Genomic DNA, 16801 nt, shown 5'->3' on the forward strand with positions numbered 1-16801 from the left:
TGGTTTCATCAGTCCCATTGCTATCACGGGCCCCTGCCGCACCTGCGGTATGTGACGCTTCAGGCGCCACTTCCCGGGACACCCCTAGCCCGTGGCCTGCAGGGTCGCCTCTATGACGGCGGGCGAGAGCACGTGCTGCGTGACCATCTGGCTGGCGCCGAGGATGGCGGCCTGGTCCCCGGCCTTCGACACGCCGATCCGCAGGTGCGTCGTGGCCAGGGGCAGCGAGCGCCGGTAGACCACCTCGCGGACTCCGGCCATGAGGTGCTCCCCGGCCTGGCCGAGGCTTCCGCCGATCACAATCACCGAGGGGTTCAGCAGGTTCACCACCGTGGAGAGGACGTCGCCGAGGTCCCTGCCGGCCTGCCGCAACGCCTGGATGGCCTGCAGGTTCCCCTCTGCGACGAGGCGCAGCACATCGCCGCCGTCGTGCGCCGGCAGGCCCTGCTGCGTCAGCGCCTTGGCGACCGCGGGCCCGGAGGCCAGGGCTTCGAGGCATCCGTAGTTGCCGCAACGGCACAGCACGTCATCGCCGCGCGGAACCCGGACGTGTCCGAGGTCGCCGGCGGTTCCGTTGGCGCCGCGCTGGAGTTGGCCGCTGCTGATGATGCCAGCACCGATGCCGGTGGCCACCTTGATGAACAGGAAGTTGTCGTCCTCGGGCCAGTGCGCCGTGCGCTCGCCCAGCGCCATGATGTTCACGTCGTTGTCCACCAGGACCGGAACCGGGAGGGACCGCTGGACATGGCGGACGACGTCGAACCCGTCCCAGCCGGGCATGATCGGCGGCTTCACCGGCATGCCGGTGGCATGTTCCACCGGTCCAGGGAGCCCGATTCCGGCGCCGGCCAGATCCGCGGCGCCCCGGCCGGCCTCGCCGAGCAGCCGCAGCCCTTCCTCGATCACACGGTCCAGGACAACCACCGGGCCCTCGGCGACATCCTGCGCCAGCCGGCGCTCGGCGAGCACCTTCCCGCTGAGATCCGTGACGGCGATGATCACGTGCGTGGCCCCGACATCCACCGCAAGCACTACCCGGGCGGCAGGGTTGAAGGCAAAGCGCGACGGCGGCCTGCCGCCGCTGGAGCTCGCCTCCCCGGCGGGGCCAACGAGTCCCGAGACCATCAGCGCGTCGATGCGGGAGGCGACGGTGGAGCGGGCCAGCCCGGTGGTCAGGGCCAGTTCCGCACGGGTCCGGGCCTTGCCGTCGCGCAGGAGTTGGAAGAGGTCGCCGGCGCGGGACAGGCTGCCGCCAGCCTCTGGGGCTGCGGACTCTGTACCGGTGGGAGAACTCATGAGTAAGTGATAGCACGAAGATCTTCTGCATGTCACGGCGGAAAAAGATTGACACGCAGTTTTCAACTTTTGCTTGACGCCCGGCAAAAGTATCTCTAGCTTTGGCAGTGAGCCATATCACCGCCCCAAGCAGCCTCGCTGCCGGGAGGGTGCAGGTACTTGCGAAGGGGTATGGAACTTGTCGAGCCAAGAACATGCGGCACCGGCGCCGCTAGGGGTGGGGATCCTGGGGGCCGGCCACCTCCCGGGCGTCCTCTCCACTGCGATCTTCGCCTTCCTGCTGGCCTGGAACGACTACCTGGTTGCCATCGTGTTCCTGCGCTCCACAGAAATCTTCAACCTGCCCATGGGCGTGCAGTCCTTCTTCCAGCAGAATCAAACGGACTGGACCTCCGTCATGGCCCTGGCTGTGATCATGATGCTCCCGCCCATCCTCGTCTTCGCTGCCCTGAACAAGTACTTCGGCGTCGGCGGTATTGGCGGATACCTCGGCCGCTAGTCCCTCCCCTACTTGAAAACAACCGACTCCCAGCAAAGGAATCCCGTGTCTTATTCAATCCAGCTGTACACCCTCCGCAACGCCCTCCAGGAAGACCTGCCCGGCACCATCAGACAAGTCGCCGAGCTGGGCTTCACCCAGGTGGAGCCGTACAACTTCGTGGCGACGGCCAAGGAGCTCGGCGCGGCCCTGAAGGACAACGGCCTGACCGCCCCGTCCGGCCACGCCCCGCTGCTGAGCCAGGACCAGGACGAAATCTTCGCCGCGGCCCAGGAACTGGGCATCAGCACGGTGATCGATCCCTACCTCCCGGCCGAGCACTGGCAGTCCGCCGAAGATATCCAAGCCACCGCCGCGAAGCTCAACGCCGCCGCCAAGAAGGGCGCCGGGTACGGCATCCGCGTCGGTTACCACAACCATGCCTGGGAGCTGGAGTCCAGCATTGAGGGACAGACGGCACTGGAGTACTTCGCCGGGCTGCTGGACCCGGAACTGGTCCTGGAGGTGGACACCTACTGGGCCGCCGTCGGCGGCCAGGACCCGGTCCAGCTGCTGCAGCGCCTCGGCGACCGCGTCAAGTTCATCCACATCAAGGACGGTCCCGTCAACACCGACACCAAGGCGCAGCAGCCTGCCGGGCAGGGCAAGATTCCCGTGTGGGACGTCATCGCCGCGGCACAGTCCCTGGAAGTCGGCGTGGTGGAATTCGACGACTACTCCGGCGACATCTTCGACGGCATCGCCCAGAGCCTCGGCTACCTGCAGAGCGGTTCCGCCAGTGCGCAGGGCGTGAACGCATGAGCGCCGCACAGAATCAGGCAACCGGGCGCGGCCCGGTGGGCGTGGCGGTCATTGGGGCCGGCAACATCAGCAAGCAATACCTGGACAACCTGAGGGTCTTCCCCGACATCAAGGTCCACGTGATCGCCGACCTCTTCGAAGAGGCCGCCGAGGCGCGTGCGAAGGAATACGGCATCCCGGAGTGGGGCGGGGTCGATGCCGCCCTGAACCACCCCGACGTCGAGATCATCGTCAACCTGACCATCCCGGCTGCACACGTCGAAGTGGCCACGGCCGCCGTCAACGCCGGCAAACACGTCTGGACCGAAAAGCCGTTCTCGCTGGACCGCGACTCCGGCCTCGGCCTGCTGAAAACGGCCGACGCCGCCGGGCTGCGGCTCGGCTGCGCCCCGGACACGTTCCTCGGGGCCGGGCTGCAGACCGCGCGGCGGCTGATCGAACGCGGCGACATCGGCACGCCGCTGACGGCCATGACCACGTTCCAGACCCCCGGGCCGGAATCCTGGCACCCGAACCCCGCGTTCCTGTTCCAGTACGGTGCCGGGCCCCTGTTCGACATGGGCCCCTACTACCTGACGGCCCTGGTGCAGACGTTCGGCTCCGTGCGCCGCGTGGCCGCCACGGGCTCGAAGGCCAAACAGGTCCGGGTCATCGGCTCCGGGCCCAAGGCCGGCGAGGAATTCACGGTCGAGGTCCCCACCCACGTGTCCGCCATGGCCCAATTCGAGTCCGGCGCGTCCTCCCACAGCGTCTTCAGCTTCGAGTCGCCGCGGCTGCGGATGGGCTTCGTGGAGATCACCGGAACCGAGGCCACCATCTCGCTGCCGGATCCGAACTACTTCGACGGCAACGTCAGGCTCTGGCGCGCCGGCGACGAGGAATGGACGGTCATCCCGGCCACCGGACCGAGCCAAGGCCGCGGCATGGGCGTGCTGGACATGGCCCGCTCCATCCGCGCCGGCGTCCCGCACCGCGCCACCGGCAACCTCGCCTACCACGTCCTGGACACCATGGTCTCGATCTCCGAGTCGATCGATTCCGGCACCTTCATCGACGTCGAAAGCGCCGTCCCCGCCTCCGCAGCCCTCCCCGAGGACTGGGACCCCACAGCTTCCACACTCTAGGAACCAGCAATGAACTCCCAAGAAACCAGCCCCGGCCCTCCCCCTTTGGGGGTGGCCATGATCGGGTACGCGTTCATGGGCAAAGCCCACTCGAACGCCTGGCGCAACGTGGCCAGCTACTTCGACGTCCCGGCCTTCGAACGGCGCGTCCTGGTCGGACGCGACCCGGCCGGGGTCGCCGAGGCTGCCGCGAAGTACGGCTGGGCGGAGTCCGCCACGGACTGGCGCGCAGTCCTTGACCGGGACGATATCCACATCGTCGATATCTGCGCGCCGGGGTTCATGCACGCGGAAATCGCCATCGCCGCGCTGTCCGCCGGCAAGCACGTCCTCGTCGAAAAGCCGCTGGCGAATACCCTGGCCGAGGCTGAGGCCATGGCGGCGGCGGCCCGGAGCGCCCAGGACAAAGGGGTGCAGTCCATGATCGGCTTCAACTACCGCAGGGTCCCGGCCCTGGCGCTGGCCCGGGAGCTGATCGCGGAGGGCCGGCTCGGCACCGTCCGGCACGTCCGCGCGGCCTACCTGCAGGACTGGCTCGTGGACCCGGACTCGCCCATGACCTGGCGGCTGAGCAAGGAAACCGCGGGTTCGGGGGCGCTGGGCGACATCGCCAGCCATGCGATTGACCAGGTGTTGTTCCTCCTCGGCGACCAGGTCACCGAGGTCACCGGCCGGCTGCACACCTTCACGCCCAGCCGGCCCGGCCCCAATGGTCCGGAACAGGTGACTGTCGACGACGCCGCGTGGGCCACGCTGACCCTCGCCTCCGGGGCCATCGCCTCCGTGGAGGTCTCCCGGGTGGCCACCGGGCAGAAGAACTCGCTCAAGCTGGAGATCTATGGCGACAAGGGCGCCCTGCTGTTTGATCTGGAGGACCTGAACGAGCTCGGATTCCTCGACGCCACGCTGCCCGTCCGCGAACAGGGCTTCCGCCGCATCCTCGTCAACGAACCCGAGCACCCGTATCTTGAAGCATGGTGGCCGCAGGGCCACGTGATCGGCTGGGAACACACGTTCACGCACGAGATCCGAGACTTCCTCCTGGCGGTGGGCAGCGGAACCCAGCCGTCGCCGTCGTTCGAGGACGGCTTGGCCGTCCAGCGGATCCTCACAGCCGTGGAGGAAAGCGCCGCGGCCAGAAGTTCGCTCATCCAGCTCACTCCGTCCGCATCGACCACCCAGACGACGACTACCGAAGGAGCCTGACATGCCCCGCCCCTACACCCTGTTCACCGGCCAGTGGGCCGATCTGCCGTTCGAGGAAGTCGCGCGCCTGGCCTCCGGCTGGGGCTACGACGGCCTGGAAATCGCCGTCTCCGGCGACCACCTGGACGCCTGGCGGTGGGACGAGCCCGGCTACGTCGAGTCCAAACTCGCCGTGCTGGAGAAGTACAACCTGAAGGTTTGGGCCATCTCCAACCACCTCAAGGGCCAGGCCGTGTGCGACGACCCGATCGACTTCCGCCACGAGGCCATCGTCGGGGCCAAGGTCTGGGGCGACGGCGACCCCGAAGGCGTCCGCACGCGCGCCGCCGAGGAAATGCGGCACACCGCCCGGCTCGCCAAGGCCCTGGGCGTGGACACCGTGGTCGGCTTCACCGGCTCCTCCATCTGGCAGTACGTCGCGATGTTCCCGCCCGTGCCGGAGAAGGTGATCGAGGCCGGCTACCAGGACTTCGCGGACCGCTGGAACCCGATTTTGGACGTCTTCGACGAGTGCGGCGTCCGCTTCGCGCACGAGGTCCACCCCTCCGAGATCGCCTACGACTACTGGACCACCGTCCGGACCCTCGAGGCGATCGGCCACCGCAAAGCTTTCGGGCTGAACTGGGACCCGTCCCATTTCATGTGGCAGGGCATCGACCCGGTCTCCTTCATCTGGGACTTCAAGGACCGGATCTACCACGTGGACTGCAAGGACACCAAGCTGCGGCCCACCGGCCGGAACACCGTGATGGGCTCACACCTGCCCTGGGGCGACCCGCGCCGCGGCTGGGACTTCGTCTCCGCTGGCCGCGGGGACGTGCCCTGGGAATCGTCCTTCCGCGCCTTGGCCGCGATCGGCTACGACGGCCCCATCTCGGTCGAATGGGAGGACGCCGGCATGGACCGGCTCCACGGCGCCCCCGAAGCCCTCGCCGCGCTCAAGAAGTACGATTTCCCGCCCTCGAACACCTCCTTCGACGCCGCCTTCAAGCAGTAAGGGACCAGCCGAAAAGCGGCAATAGTGAACGCTCGTTTATTCCTTGACGGATCAGAACCGCTGCTGTAACAGTTAGCTCGTGGAGGGCGCATCGATGGAGAACCACAACGAAACTGATGCCGTGAATGCTTCCGAGGCGCTCCACTCCGGTTCCCCGGCACCACCGCCAATCCTGGAAGTCCGCGGACTGACCAAGAGTTTTTTCGGCATACCCGTACTGGAAGACGCCCATCTCAGCCTTCACCGGGGAGAGGTGCACGGGCTCATGGGGGAAAACGGCGCCGGAAAGTCCACCCTGATGAAGGTGCTGGCCGGTGTGTACCAGCCCGACGCCGGAACCGTCCTCCTGGACGGCGAGGAAGTCAACTTTAGCCACCCCACGAAGGCGCACGAAGCCGGGCTGTCGTCGGTGTTCCAGGAGTTCAACCTCCTGCCGGACCGGACGGTGGCCGAGAACATCTATCTTGGCCGGGAGCCGCGCCGCGGACTGCTCGTGAACAAGGCCCTGATGAATTCGAAAACGGCGGAGTTGCTTGATTCCCTGGGGATCACCGCCATCCGGCCCACCATGCAGGTGCGGAGCCTGACTGTGGCTGAGCAGCAGATAGTGGAGATCGCGAAGGCAGTCAGCTACGACGCGCGGATCATCTCCATGGACGAGCCGACTGCGGCCCTGGCCGGCGCCGAAGTTGAACTCCTCTACGAGATCGTGGCACGCCTTCGTGAACGTGGGACGGCCATCCTCTATGTCTCCCACCGCCTCCGCGAAGTGTTCGACCTCTGCGACGTCATCACCGTCCTGAAGGACGGCAAGGTGGTCAGCACCCTACCCGCCTCGGAACTTGACGACGCCCAGCTGGTCCGGCTGATGGTGGGCCGGCCCATTTCGGCGTTCTTCCCGGACAAGCTACCCCGGGAGGACGGGGACCCCGACGGTCCGGGGGAGAAGCCGATCCTCGAGTTGCAAGGCGCCGGAAACGGCCAGCTGGACGGGATAAGCCTCAGCATTCGCCCCGGCGAGATTGTCGGCTTGGCCGGGCTTCAAGGGTCCGGCCGCACGGAACTGCTTCATGGCATCTTTGGCGCAGCACCCTTCACCCGCGGAACAATGAAAATGGCCGGCGGGGAGCTGTTGCCCAAGTCGCCGCGCCAAGGCGTGCGGGCGCGGATGGCCCTGATCACAGAGGACCGCAAGGCTGAAGGCCTGAGCCTGAACCAGTCCATCCTGGACAACGCACTTAGTGTGATCAGGTCAGTTTTTCCACGCCGCACAGGGACCGTCAGGACAGAAATCCCGGGCGTATTCTCCTCCCTCGAGGTTATCGCCCGTGACCTGGACCAGGAGGTGCAGTACCTGTCGGGCGGCAACCAGCAAAAGGTGGTCCTCGCCAAGTGGCTGGCTATCCGCCCCCGGCTTGTCCTGCTGGATGAACCCACCCGCGGCATTGACGTGGGGGCCAAGGTGGCGGTTTACCGGCTGATGCGCCAGCTCGCGGCGGAGGGCAAGGCCATCTTGATGGTGTCCAGCGAGCTCCCAGAAGTTATCGGCATGTCGGACCGGATCCTTGTCATGCGTGATGGCCGGCTCGTCGGCGAACTGCCTGCCGGAACGTCAGAGGAAGCCATCCTCCAGCTGGGCACCGGCGCCAGGACAGCACCCGAAGGAGAGGCATGAAACAGCGAGCGGGCTTCTTCCAGAGGCTGTCCTCCACGCAGATCGTCTACCTGGTGGCGCTGGTGACACTCATCCTGGGTGTGTTGTTGGTGAACTCCATCGGGCGGAGTTTCTTCAGCCCAGGAAATATCTCGAGCATCCTGACCGGAACCAGCGTTCTGGGCTTCATCGCCATCGGCCAGACACTGGTCATCCTGGCAGGCAGCCTGGATCTGTCAGTTCCCTACGTCACCAGTCTGGCCAGCCTCATCGCCGCCGGGGTGATGGCCAACAACTCAAACAACGTCCTGTCCGGAGTCCTGCTGACGCTGGGGACGGCAGCAGTCATTGGACTCGCGAACGGGCTGATCGTCGCCCGCCTGAATGTGCACGGATTCATCGCCACGCTCGGCGTTGGCTTGATCATCAGCGGCTACCTCGCCACCAATTTTAAGGGCAGCTTCGGCGAGACACCGCTAGCGTTCCGCTTGGTCGGCGCCACGGGGATCGGCCCGGTTCCGATCTCCACGATCATCATGCTGGCCTGCGCGGGCCTGGCCGGGCTGCTCCTGCACCGTACCCGCGTCGGGCACCACCTGTACGCTGTCGGCGGCGACATTGCCGTCGCCCGTACGTCCGGAATCCGCGTTGACGTGCCGGTCATTACGGCGCACGTCATCTGTTCAGTACTGGCGGGGATGGCAGGGCTGCTCCTTGCCAGCAGGCTGGGCGTGGGTAGTCCCACTGTGGGTTCCCAGGGCGGCTACGATCTGCTCTCCATCGCAGCAGTTGTGCTCGGCGGCACGTTGCTCTCCGGCGGCAAAGGGACTATCACCGGCACCCTCGGCGGCGTGCTGATCTTTGCCATGCTGGACAACATCATGTCCGTCATGCAGGTCAACCCGTTCCTGAAGGACGTGGTCAGAGGCGTAGTCATCGTCGTCGCCGTCGCCGTCTATGCCCGGCGCCGGATCGTCAGCAGGCCCGAACGGTTCGACTCGAAAGGTTCCGCGGAAACGCCCGCTGCCCAGCCTGTGCCCGCGGAGGGGCCATGAGCACAGCACTGAACTCCGAGCGCAGCGCAGTTCTCAAGCGCAACCGAGCTAGCCGTTCCGAGCGGCTCCTGCGCGCCGTCCGCACCCCCGGCGGCGCCGTCTTCATCCTGCTGATCGGCCTCCTGGTGGCAATCATCGTCTTGAATCCGTCCTTCGGGGAGCCGGGCTCCTTCATCCGGTTCATCGGCAGGACTGCCCCCATTGCCATCGCCGCCATCGGCCAGTACTTCGTCATTGTCGGCGGGGAATTCGACCTGTCGATGGGATCGGTCGTGACGATGCAGGTCATCGTTGCCGGCAACCTGATACGGCAGGACGATTCCAAGGTGATCCCCGTGCTGGTCCTGATGTTTGTGCTGGGAGCATTCATCGGGCTGGTGAACGGACTGATCACCACGCTCCTGCAAGTCCCGAGTTTCATTGTCACGCTGGGCATGATGCTGGCGCTGCTCGGGCTGGTCCTCTACTGGACCGGCGGCGCGGCCCAGGGGAACCCTGCGGACAGCTTCCGGCAGATCGGGCGCGGCGGCATCCAGGACGTTCCGGTCCTGGACATCATTCCCTACCCGGTCATTATCCTGACGGCGGTGGCGGTAGCGGCGTTCGTCCTGATGCGCCGCCCCTACGGCCGCATGCTTATCGCGATCGGCGACAATCCTGCGGCGGCGGCACTTACCGGCTCCCCCGTCTGGTGGGTGCGGACGCGCGCCTTCATGATGTCGTCGCTGTCGGCCACCGTGGCCGGCATCCTGCTCGTGGGTTACGCCGGCGTGCACCCGTCGGTGGGGCGCGGGTACGAGTTCACGGCGATCACCGCCGTCGTTCTCGGGGGCGTTGTGCTGGGCGGCGGACGCGGCTGGGTCCTGTCCGCCGCGGCCGGGGCGTTCGCCCTGGAGTCGTTGTTCACCCTCCTAAACTTCATGGGCGTCCAGGCGACGTGGCGGGACACGGTCCAAGGAGCAATCATCATCATCGCTGTGGCCGCGGCATCCAGGTCGTGGCAGCGCAAGCGCAAGGGAGCCAGTTCCGCTGCCCATGACGAACAGCACAAGTTGGCCGCAGCACCCACGCCCGCCGAGGGCATCGAACAAGGAGGAGAAAGAGTCTGATGCGCAATAATCCTGTCCGCGCGATCGCCCTTGCCGCAACACTGCCGCTGGTGGCCCTGACCGCCTGTACCACCACCGACCCATCCGTCACCCAAACATCAGGGACCAGCACCGGCTCTGCGGCGGCATCCAGCCCGGCAAGCAAAGACTGGTTTGACCAGGCGCTGTACGACACACAGAACCAGCAGCGCTCGGCAACCTTTGAAGGGAGCCCGGAGAAGCCCTACCTGCAGTACATCGCGGGCCCGATGACGGACACGTCCAAGTTCAAGGCCCCGGGAGCGCACAAGGTCTGCTTCGCCAACGCCTCCATCTCCAACCCGTGGCGGCAAACCGGGTGGATCACCATGAATCAGCAACTCAAGGCACTCCAGGGCTCCGGGGTCATTTCCGAAATGGAAACACGGGATGCCAAGGACAATGACAACACCCAAATTGCGGACATCGACTATTTCATCGCCGAGGGCAAGTGCGATGCGTTCGTCATTTCACCCAATTCCACGGCCGCCCTCACGCAGGCCGTCGAACGTGCCTGCCAGACGGGCAAGCCCGTGGTGGTGTTTGACCGCGGTGTGGAGACGGACTGCGCCACCACGTTCATCCATCCGATCGGCGGATTCGCCTGGGGCATCGACACCGCCACTTTCCTGAGTGACAAGCTTCAGTCCGGGGACAAGGTTGTTGCCCTTCGCATCCTCCCGGGTGTGGATGTCCTGGAGCACCGCTGGGCGGCGGCCAAGAAGATCTTCGAGGAAAAGGGAATCCAGGCCAAGGACTACTTCACCAACGCCGACCCCACCGAGATCAAGAAGATCATCTCCGATGAACTGGCCACGGGCGACGTCAAGGGCGTTTGGATGGACGCCGGAGACGGTGCGGTGGCGGCCCTCGAGGCCTTCGAGGATGCAGGCAAGAAGCTGCCCGTGATGACCGGCGAGGATGAGATGAGCTTCCTGACCAAGTGGAAGCAAACCGGAATCGACGCCATGGCCCCGGTCTATTCGAACTTCCAATGGCGAACCCCGCTGCTGGCATTGGAAAAGATCTTTAAGGGCGAGCCGATTCCGACCGAATGGGTTCTGCCGCAGAAGCCCATCCTCGCGGACGAACTGGACCAATGGCTGCAGCGTAACCAGGGCATGCCCAGCGGGCACTACGCCAAGTTCGGCGGTGAGGACCTGGCCGGCTACCCGGAGGTCTGGCAGCAACGGCAGATTCCCTGACGCGGCCCGGCGGTCGCGCGGGATACCCCTCCCCGCGGGACCGCCGCGTCTGGAACAGTCGGCAGGACAAACAGACGGAAGGAGACAGCTTGGAGCGTCTGACCGGAATCAGCACCTGGGTCTGGGAATCCCCCTTGACCGACTCCAACCTCCCCGGACTCCTCGCAAAAATCGCCGCCATAGGGTTTGACGCCGTCGAACTTCCGCTGGAAAACGAGGGCGACTTCACGCCCGCAGCGGTACGGGAATCCCTCGCGGGAAACGGGCTCAAACCGTTCGTGGTGGGGGCCATGGCACCGGGGCGGGACCTCGTAGCCGCGGATCAGGCTTCCGTGGAAAGGACCCAGGCCTACCTGTCAGCCTGCATCACCATGGCCAGCAGCATCGGCTCGCCCACGGTCTGCGGACCTTTCTATGCCCAAACGGGTCGAGTCTGGCGGATGTCGCGGGAGCAGCGACGCGACGCCTACGCGGAGCTGCGCCGAAACCTCCAGCCGGTCGCGGCCCGGGCCCAGGAGGCGGGCGTGGTGCTGGGCATCGAGCCGCTAAACAGGTATGAAACTTCGCTGATTAACACGGTGGACCAGGCGCTTGAGGCGCTGGGGCCACTGCTCGGGAACGGCGTCGGCCTCGCGCTGGACAGTTACCACCTGCACATAGAGGAGCGTTCGGTGGCCGCGGCGATCCGGGCCGCCGGAGAACATCTGGTGCACGTGCAGGTCTGCGGCAACGACCGCGGTGCCCCCGGCGGGGACCAGACTGATTGGAAAAGCTTCCTGCACGTCCTGAATGAGGTGGGCTACACGGGACCACTCAACATTGAAAGTTTCACCGTCGACAATGCCGCCATTGCGGTCGCGGCATCGATCTGGCGGCCGCTGGCCCCCAGCCAGGACCAGTTGGCGGAAAGTGGCCTCGCTTTCCTGCGCAGCCTGTGAGTGCGCTGCGGGCATGGAGACCGACGCCCGCTAGAGTCTTTTAGGGACAGCCAACGCCGCCGGAGGCGCCGTTTGACGGCGTTGGTCGGAGAGAAAAATCCAGCACTAGCCGGGAGATCCCCCATGACCCACGTACTCCGAAAGGCAACCGCGGACGACGCCGGGAGGCTGGCAGCACTGGCGGCCGTCACCTTCCCGCTCGCGTGCCCGCCGCAATCCCGGCCAGAAGACATCGCGGCACATCTGGCCAATACCCTGAGCGAGCCCAATTTCCGGGCCTATCTGGCGGATCCAGAGGTAACGGTGCTGGTGATCGACGCCGACGGCGAGCTCCGCGGCTACAGCCTGCTGGTGGCCCGCCCCACCCGGGACCCGGAGGTGGCCGCTGTCCTGAGCGAACTGCCGTGCACCGAGCTGAGCAAGTGCTACGTCCACCCGGACCACCACGGGCTCGGCGCCTCGGCCGAACTGATGCACGCCAGCGTCGGCGCGGCCGCGGCGGCCGGCGCCCGAGGGCTCTGGCTCGGCGTGAACAGCCAGAACGCCCGGGCCATCCGGTTCTACGAGAAGTCCGGCTTCCGCAAGGTCGGCACCAAGTCCTTCCAGCTCGGCGACACCGTGGAGCACGACTTCGTGATGGAGCGCCCGGTCGCGCCGTGAGCGCGGGGCCTGTGAGCACGGGTCTGTGGCTGCCAGCCCGTCAGCCGGCGGGCCGTGACGAAGCCGACATGCCGCCGGGGAATGGACCCGGCGCCGGCGGGGTTGTTGCCGGCATGAAGATTGAGATCTGGTCAGACGTCGCCTGCCCCTGGTGCTACATCGGCAAACGCCGTTTCGAAACCGCCCTCGCGGCCTTCCCGCACCGCGATTCCGTGGAGGTGCAGTGGCGCAGTTACCAGCTGGACCCAACGCTCCCGGAGCACTACGACGGCACCGAACTGGACTACCTGAGCACGCGCAAGGGCATGGCGCCGGCACAGGTATCGCAGATGTTCGAGCACGTCGCGGCCCAGGCCAAGGGTGAGGGGCTGAACTACCGGTTCGACGCCGTCGTGGTGGCCAACAGCTTCACCGCCCACCGGCTGATCCACCTCGCCGCCGGCCACGGAAAGCAGGATGCCGCGAAGGAACGCCTGCTCAGCGACCACTTCGAACACGGCAGGGACATCGGCAGCCAGGAGTACCTGACCGCACTGGGCCTGGACCTCGGGCTCGACGCCGGCGAACTGGCGGAACTGTTCAGCACGGACGCCTACTCCGACGCCGTCCGCAACGACATCGCCGAGGCCCGGGCCCTGGGCATCAGCGGCGTCCCGTTCTTCGTGATTGACCGGAAATTCGGGCTCTCGGGCGCCCAGCCTGCGGAAACCTTCAGCGCGGCCCTCGAGCAGGCGTGGCAGGACAGCCACCCGCTGGTCATGGTGGGCGCCGCCGGGTCGGAAGCCGCCGCGGGCGCAACCGCCGGGGGCGCCAGCGGCGCGGGAGCCGCCGCGGACAGTGCCACGGATTCCGGCGCCTGCGGCCCCGACGGCTGCGCCGTCTGAGTCCGCCCCGGCAGGTCGCCTGAGGTTCGGCCGCCTTTTCCCAGCCGGTCCGGCCTAGCGCGGATCCCCGGCCTAGAGTGGAGCATGGACACTTCGGCCGGCCCGGGCGGACGCCGGACCTCCTTGTTTACGGACCACTATGAGCTGACCATGTTCCAGGCGGCTCTGCACTCCGGCGCGGCCCACCGCCGGTCCGTCTTCCAGGCCTTTGCCCGGGGGCTGCCGGCCGGGCGCCGGTACGGCATCGTGGCCGGCACCGGCCGGCTCCTTGAGGGGATCGCGGACTTCCGCTTCGAGGCGGACGACCTCGATTTCCTGGCAGGCACCGGTGTGGTCCAAGAGGATACGCTGGACCAGCTGGCCGCCTGCCGGTTCTCCGGCGACATCTGGGGCTACCCGGAAGGCGAAGCGTATTTCCCGCACTCCCCCGTCCTGATCATCGAATCGACGTTCGCCGAGGCCTGCGTCCTGGAGACCTACGTCCTGTCAGTGCTGAACCATGACAGCGCCATCGCGTCGGCCGCGTCCCGGATGATCAGTGCAGCCGGCGGCAGGCCCTGCATTGAGATGGGCTCACGCCGCACCCACGAGGAAGCTGCCGCCGCAGCGGCCCGCGCGGCCGTGATCGCCGGCTTTTCCGGCACCTCCAACCTGGCTGCCGGGCGGCGCTACGGCCTCCGGACCGTCGGCACCGCCGCCCACTCCTTCACCCTGCTCCACGACTCCGAGCGCGACGCCTTCGCGGCCCAGCTGGCCTCGCTGGGGCCCGGGACCACGCTGCTCGTGGACACGTACGACGTCGAGGCGGCGGTCCGCACCGCCGTCGGCCTCGCCGGAGACAGCCTCGGGGCTATCCGGCTGGACTCCGGGGACCTCGTGGCCCAGGCCCGGTGGGTCCGCGAACTCCTGGACAGCCTCGGCAATGTGCACACCAGGATCGTGGTCACCTCAGACCTGGACGAATTCTCCGTCGCCGCTCTCCGGTCCGCCCCGGCCGATTCCTACGGCATCGGCACTGCGCTCGTGACCGGTTCCGGTGCGCCCACGGCCGGCATGGTCTACAAGCTGGTGAGCCGGGCCGGGGACTCCGGTGAGCTGACTGCCGTGGCGAAGACCTCGAAGGACAAGATCAACATGGGCGGCCGCAAGTTCGCCGTGCGACGCCTCAACGACAGCGGCACCGCCACCCACGAGGTCCTCGGCGTGGGCCACCCGCCGGCCGCCGTCCCGAACGGTCGCCCGCTGCTGCAGCAGTTCATGAAGGATGGCGAAATCCTGCCCGGCTGGACCGGGCCGGACGCCGTGGGGCGGGCCCGGGAGCGGCACACGGCCTCCATGGCAGAGCTGCCCCGGGTGGTGGACAGGCTGCAACCGGGCGAACCGGCCATCCCCACCATCTACGAATAAGGCGGGGAGCAGGCACTCTTCGCGGAGGGGTCTTCGCAAGTCGTTCCAGGCGGGGCCGACGGCCTAGTCTGACGACCGGTGAAGGACAAAGATGCCGCCGTATGCGGGCTGGTCCGATCGCTGCCGATCGCTGTCGGTGTATTCGCTCAGCACAGCGTAGATGCGCCTGATGAGGTCCTCGGCGTCTTTCTCGGAGAGGTGCAGAACGAAGCGTGAGAGGCTGGTGAGCGCATCCGGCCCGGCTTCCGTCAGCTCTTCCCGAAACGCCTCGATCGGTGCCATTGGACCGTCCGGACCAGCTTCACGCAGTGCGGTGTCCAGGTTCCAGGACCGTCCCGTGGAACGATACGGCTTCTCAAGCGCACCGCTGACCCCCGTGCGGACCTCGGCGGGTTCAAGGAATCCGGTTGAGAGCAATTGCCGCACGTGATAAAGCATCGTCCCCGGATCCTGACCCAGCCGATCGGCGAGTTGCTTGTTGGTCAGTTCGTGGAGCCCGCACAGGCGCAGGATCCTCAGGCGCAGCGGATGGGCCAGGGCCTTAATTTCGCGGGCGCTGGCGGCGGGTTTCTTCTCGTTCGCGCTCGTCGGCTCTGCGTCCGTCATGTACCCATCCTACGATCTGATGTACTAATTTCAACCACCTTGAATTTTCTCAATCAATAGGGAATGGTTCACCTATGACTAGTCACTCTGCGCAGGTGCAGGCACGGAGTGATGCGCCGCTGGGTGCGTCCTACTGGAAGCTGTGGACCTCATCCGGGCTGTCCAACCTCGCAGACGGCGTCTTCAAGATCGCGCTGCCGCTGCTGGCCATTCAGTTCACTCAGTCACCCACGCTGATTGCCGGGCTGACCGTCGCAGCCACGCTTCCCTGGCTTCTCTTCGCCCTCACTGCCGGAGCGCTGGCCGACCGGCTGGATAGGCGCAAGCTGATGTTGTGGGCCAACCTCAGCCGCGCGATGCTGCCCGCCTTGCTGGTCGCCGTCGTCCTGCTGGATTTGGGCTCCATTTGGGCTCTGTACATCGTCGCATTGATGGTGGGTGTGGCTGAAACGCTCTACGACACCTCCGCGCAGTCGATCCTGCCCCAGGTGGTGCACAGGGATCAGCTTTCGCGCGCCAACGGCCGGCTCTACGCCGTCGAGCTCACCGCCAACCAGTTCGTTGGTCCACCGCTGGGCGGGCTGCTGGTGGCCATCGGCGTCGTTGCGGGCTTTGCCGCGCCGGCGGCACTGTGGCTTGCGGCCGCCGGTGTCCTGTTCCTGCTCCCGGGAGCTTTTCGCACAGAGCGGGAGGTGAAGACGACACTGCGATTCGACGTTGCTGAGGGTTTGCGGTTCCTCTGGAACCAGAAGATCCTTCGCACGCTCGCGGTGATGACCGGGGTGTTCAACTTCGCATCCAACGCGGCATTCGCGGTCTTGGTGCTGTTTGCCGTGGGCCCGGCTTCAGAAATGGAACTGTCCGAGGTGGGGTTCGGCCTACTTTTGACGACCTCCGCTTTGGGCGCCTTCGTTGGCTCGTTCATCGCCGAACCGGTGGAGTCCAAGCTGGGTAGGTCCAGGTCCCTGACGCTCACGATCTTCGGGGGCGCGCTGCTGGTGGGTGCGCCCGCCATGACCGACAGCCCTTACGTTCTTGGCCCCATCCTCTTTGTGGGCGGCATGCTGATCGTGCTTTGGAACGTCATTACCGTATCCCTGCGCCAGCGCATTACGCCCAACCCCTTGCTGGGCAGAGTCAACAGCGTCTACCGCCTGCTGGCTTGGGGAACCATGCCGCTCGGTGCAGCAGCGGGCGGACTGCTGGCCCAATGGCTGGGCCTGCAGGTCATGTTCGGCATCATGGGAGTGCTGACCCTCGCGCTACTGGGGATGATGCCCATCCTCACGGACAAGGCAATCGCCGCGGCCGACGTCGAATCCTGAGTGGTGTTCCCGCGCCG

General features: G+C 66.4%; 15 protein-coding genes and 1 pseudogene. 14 read left to right on the forward strand and 2 right to left on the reverse strand.

Translation table 11 applies throughout. The annotated features are described in order from the left end of the window. Nucleotides 1-84: 84 nt before the first annotated feature. Entirely contained in the window at nucleotides 85-1296 is a 1212-nt protein-coding gene (locus LQV16_RS09635) for an ROK family transcriptional regulator (protein WP_229993667.1), read from the reverse strand. A gap of 241 nt (nucleotides 1297-1537) precedes the next feature. Here LQV16_RS09635 and LQV16_RS09640 point away from each other — a divergent pair. From LQV16_RS09640 to LQV16_RS09700, 13 genes and pseudogenes are all read left to right on the forward strand, one after another. After that, nucleotides 1538-1795: pseudogene (locus tag LQV16_RS09640) on the forward strand (carbohydrate ABC transporter permease); the annotation flags it as partial. Between the two features lie 45 nt (nucleotides 1796-1840). Further along, nucleotides 1841-2596, forward strand: coding sequence for a sugar phosphate isomerase/epimerase (locus LQV16_RS09645; protein WP_229993669.1), 756 nt, complete (start codon nucleotides 1841-1843; stop codon nucleotides 2594-2596). Then, the gene (locus LQV16_RS09650; protein WP_229993670.1) at nucleotides 2593-3720 is read left to right on the forward strand and encodes a Gfo/Idh/MocA family oxidoreductase; all 1128 of its coding nucleotides are present in this window, start codon (nucleotides 2593-2595) and stop codon (nucleotides 3718-3720) included. Before LQV16_RS09645 ends, LQV16_RS09650 begins: the two co-directional genes overlap by 4 nt. Nucleotides 3721-3729: 9 nt before the next feature. Then, nucleotides 3730-4926, forward strand: a complete 1197-nt coding sequence (locus LQV16_RS09655; protein WP_229993671.1) for a Gfo/Idh/MocA family oxidoreductase — start codon at nucleotides 3730-3732, stop codon at nucleotides 4924-4926. A 1-nt stretch (nucleotide 4927) separates the two neighbouring features. Further along, nucleotides 4928-5923, forward strand: a complete 996-nt coding sequence (locus LQV16_RS09660; RefSeq protein WP_229993672.1) for a sugar phosphate isomerase/epimerase family protein — start codon at nucleotides 4928-4930, stop codon at nucleotides 5921-5923. A 94-nt stretch (nucleotides 5924-6017) separates the two neighbouring features. After that, nucleotides 6018-7598, forward strand: a complete 1581-nt coding sequence (locus tag LQV16_RS09665; RefSeq protein ID WP_229993697.1) for a sugar ABC transporter ATP-binding protein — start codon at nucleotides 6018-6020, stop codon at nucleotides 7596-7598. Further along, a complete protein-coding gene (locus LQV16_RS09670) occupies nucleotides 7595-8632 on the forward strand; it encodes an ABC transporter permease (RefSeq protein ID WP_229993673.1) in 1038 nt (345 codons plus the stop codon). Before LQV16_RS09665 ends, LQV16_RS09670 begins: the two co-directional genes overlap by 4 nt. Next, on the forward strand, nucleotides 8629-9741 hold the full coding sequence (locus LQV16_RS09675) for an ABC transporter permease (protein WP_229993674.1): 1113 nt from the start codon (nucleotides 8629-8631) through the stop codon (nucleotides 9739-9741). The genes LQV16_RS09670 and LQV16_RS09675 overlap by 4 nt, the downstream gene beginning before the upstream one ends. Next, nucleotides 9741-10964 (forward strand): substrate-binding domain-containing protein, encoded by a 1224-nt coding sequence (locus LQV16_RS09680; RefSeq protein WP_229993675.1) that lies wholly within the window; start codon nucleotides 9741-9743, stop codon nucleotides 10962-10964. The genes LQV16_RS09675 and LQV16_RS09680 overlap by 1 nt, the downstream gene beginning before the upstream one ends. Nucleotides 10965-11053: 89 nt before the next feature. Beyond that, nucleotides 11054-11902 carry a sugar phosphate isomerase/epimerase family protein gene (locus LQV16_RS09685; RefSeq protein WP_229993676.1) on the forward strand — a complete coding sequence of 283 codons (849 nt, stop codon included), beginning with the start codon at nucleotides 11054-11056 and terminating at the stop codon, nucleotides 11900-11902. Between the two features lie 123 nt (nucleotides 11903-12025). Continuing rightward, nucleotides 12026-12562, forward strand: a complete 537-nt coding sequence (locus LQV16_RS09690; protein ID WP_229993677.1) for a GNAT family N-acetyltransferase — start codon at nucleotides 12026-12028, stop codon at nucleotides 12560-12562. A 113-nt stretch (nucleotides 12563-12675) separates the two neighbouring features. After that, nucleotides 12676-13446 (forward strand): DsbA family oxidoreductase, encoded by a 771-nt coding sequence (locus LQV16_RS09695; RefSeq protein ID WP_229993678.1) that lies wholly within the window; start codon nucleotides 12676-12678, stop codon nucleotides 13444-13446. An 84-nt stretch (nucleotides 13447-13530) separates the two neighbouring features. Then, nucleotides 13531-14853, forward strand: coding sequence for a nicotinate phosphoribosyltransferase (locus LQV16_RS09700; RefSeq protein WP_229993679.1), 1323 nt, complete (start codon nucleotides 13531-13533; stop codon nucleotides 14851-14853). A gap of 63 nt (nucleotides 14854-14916) precedes the next feature. Here the strand turns inward: LQV16_RS09700 and LQV16_RS09705 are convergent, their stop codons facing one another. Further along, complete coding sequence (locus LQV16_RS09705) at nucleotides 14917-15459, reverse strand: helix-turn-helix domain-containing protein (RefSeq protein WP_229993681.1); 543 nt, start codon at nucleotides 15457-15459, stop codon at nucleotides 14917-14919. Nucleotides 15460-15533: 74 nt separating this feature from the next. Between LQV16_RS09705 and LQV16_RS09710 the strand changes: the two genes are divergently transcribed. Continuing rightward, the gene (locus tag LQV16_RS09710) at nucleotides 15534-16784 is read left to right on the forward strand and encodes an MFS transporter (RefSeq protein WP_229993683.1); all 1251 of its coding nucleotides are present in this window, start codon (nucleotides 15534-15536) and stop codon (nucleotides 16782-16784) included. The last annotated feature ends 17 nt before the right edge of the window (nucleotides 16785-16801 follow it).

The sequence above is a fragment of the Arthrobacter sp. Bi26 genome, assembly GCF_918697925.1.
Lineage (GTDB): Bacteria > Actinomycetota > Actinomycetes > Actinomycetales > Micrococcaceae > Arthrobacter.

Excerpts from the sequence above, each read along its gene's own strand:
- LQV16_RS09635 (WP_229993667.1), bottom strand. The coding sequence starts at position 1,296 with ATGAGTTCTCCCACCGGTACAGAGTCCGCAGCCCCAGAGGCTGGCGGC.
- LQV16_RS09665 (WP_229993697.1), top strand. The coding sequence starts at position 6,018 with ATGGAGAACCACAACGAAACTGATGCCGTGAATGCTTCCGAGGCGCTC.
- LQV16_RS09700 (WP_229993679.1), top strand. The coding sequence starts at position 13,531 with ATGGACACTTCGGCCGGCCCGGGCGGACGCCGGACCTCCTTGTTTACG.
- LQV16_RS09675 (WP_229993674.1), top strand. The coding sequence starts at position 8,629 with ATGAGCACAGCACTGAACTCCGAGCGCAGCGCAGTTCTCAAGCGCAAC.
- LQV16_RS09680 (WP_229993675.1), top strand. The coding sequence starts at position 9,741 with ATGCGCAATAATCCTGTCCGCGCGATCGCCCTTGCCGCAACACTGCCG.
- LQV16_RS09695 (WP_229993678.1), top strand. The coding sequence starts at position 12,676 with ATGAAGATTGAGATCTGGTCAGACGTCGCCTGCCCCTGGTGCTACATC.
- LQV16_RS09650 (WP_229993670.1), top strand. The coding sequence starts at position 2,593 with ATGAGCGCCGCACAGAATCAGGCAACCGGGCGCGGCCCGGTGGGCGTG.
- LQV16_RS09705 (WP_229993681.1), bottom strand. The coding sequence starts at position 15,459 with ATGACGGACGCAGAGCCGACGAGCGCGAACGAGAAGAAACCCGCCGCC.
- LQV16_RS09660 (WP_229993672.1), top strand. The coding sequence starts at position 4,928 with ATGCCCCGCCCCTACACCCTGTTCACCGGCCAGTGGGCCGATCTGCCG.
- LQV16_RS09655 (WP_229993671.1), top strand. The coding sequence starts at position 3,730 with ATGAACTCCCAAGAAACCAGCCCCGGCCCTCCCCCTTTGGGGGTGGCC.
- LQV16_RS09670 (WP_229993673.1), top strand. The coding sequence starts at position 7,595 with ATGAAACAGCGAGCGGGCTTCTTCCAGAGGCTGTCCTCCACGCAGATC.
- LQV16_RS09690 (WP_229993677.1), top strand. The coding sequence starts at position 12,026 with ATGACCCACGTACTCCGAAAGGCAACCGCGGACGACGCCGGGAGGCTG.
- LQV16_RS09710 (WP_229993683.1), top strand. The coding sequence starts at position 15,534 with ATGACTAGTCACTCTGCGCAGGTGCAGGCACGGAGTGATGCGCCGCTG.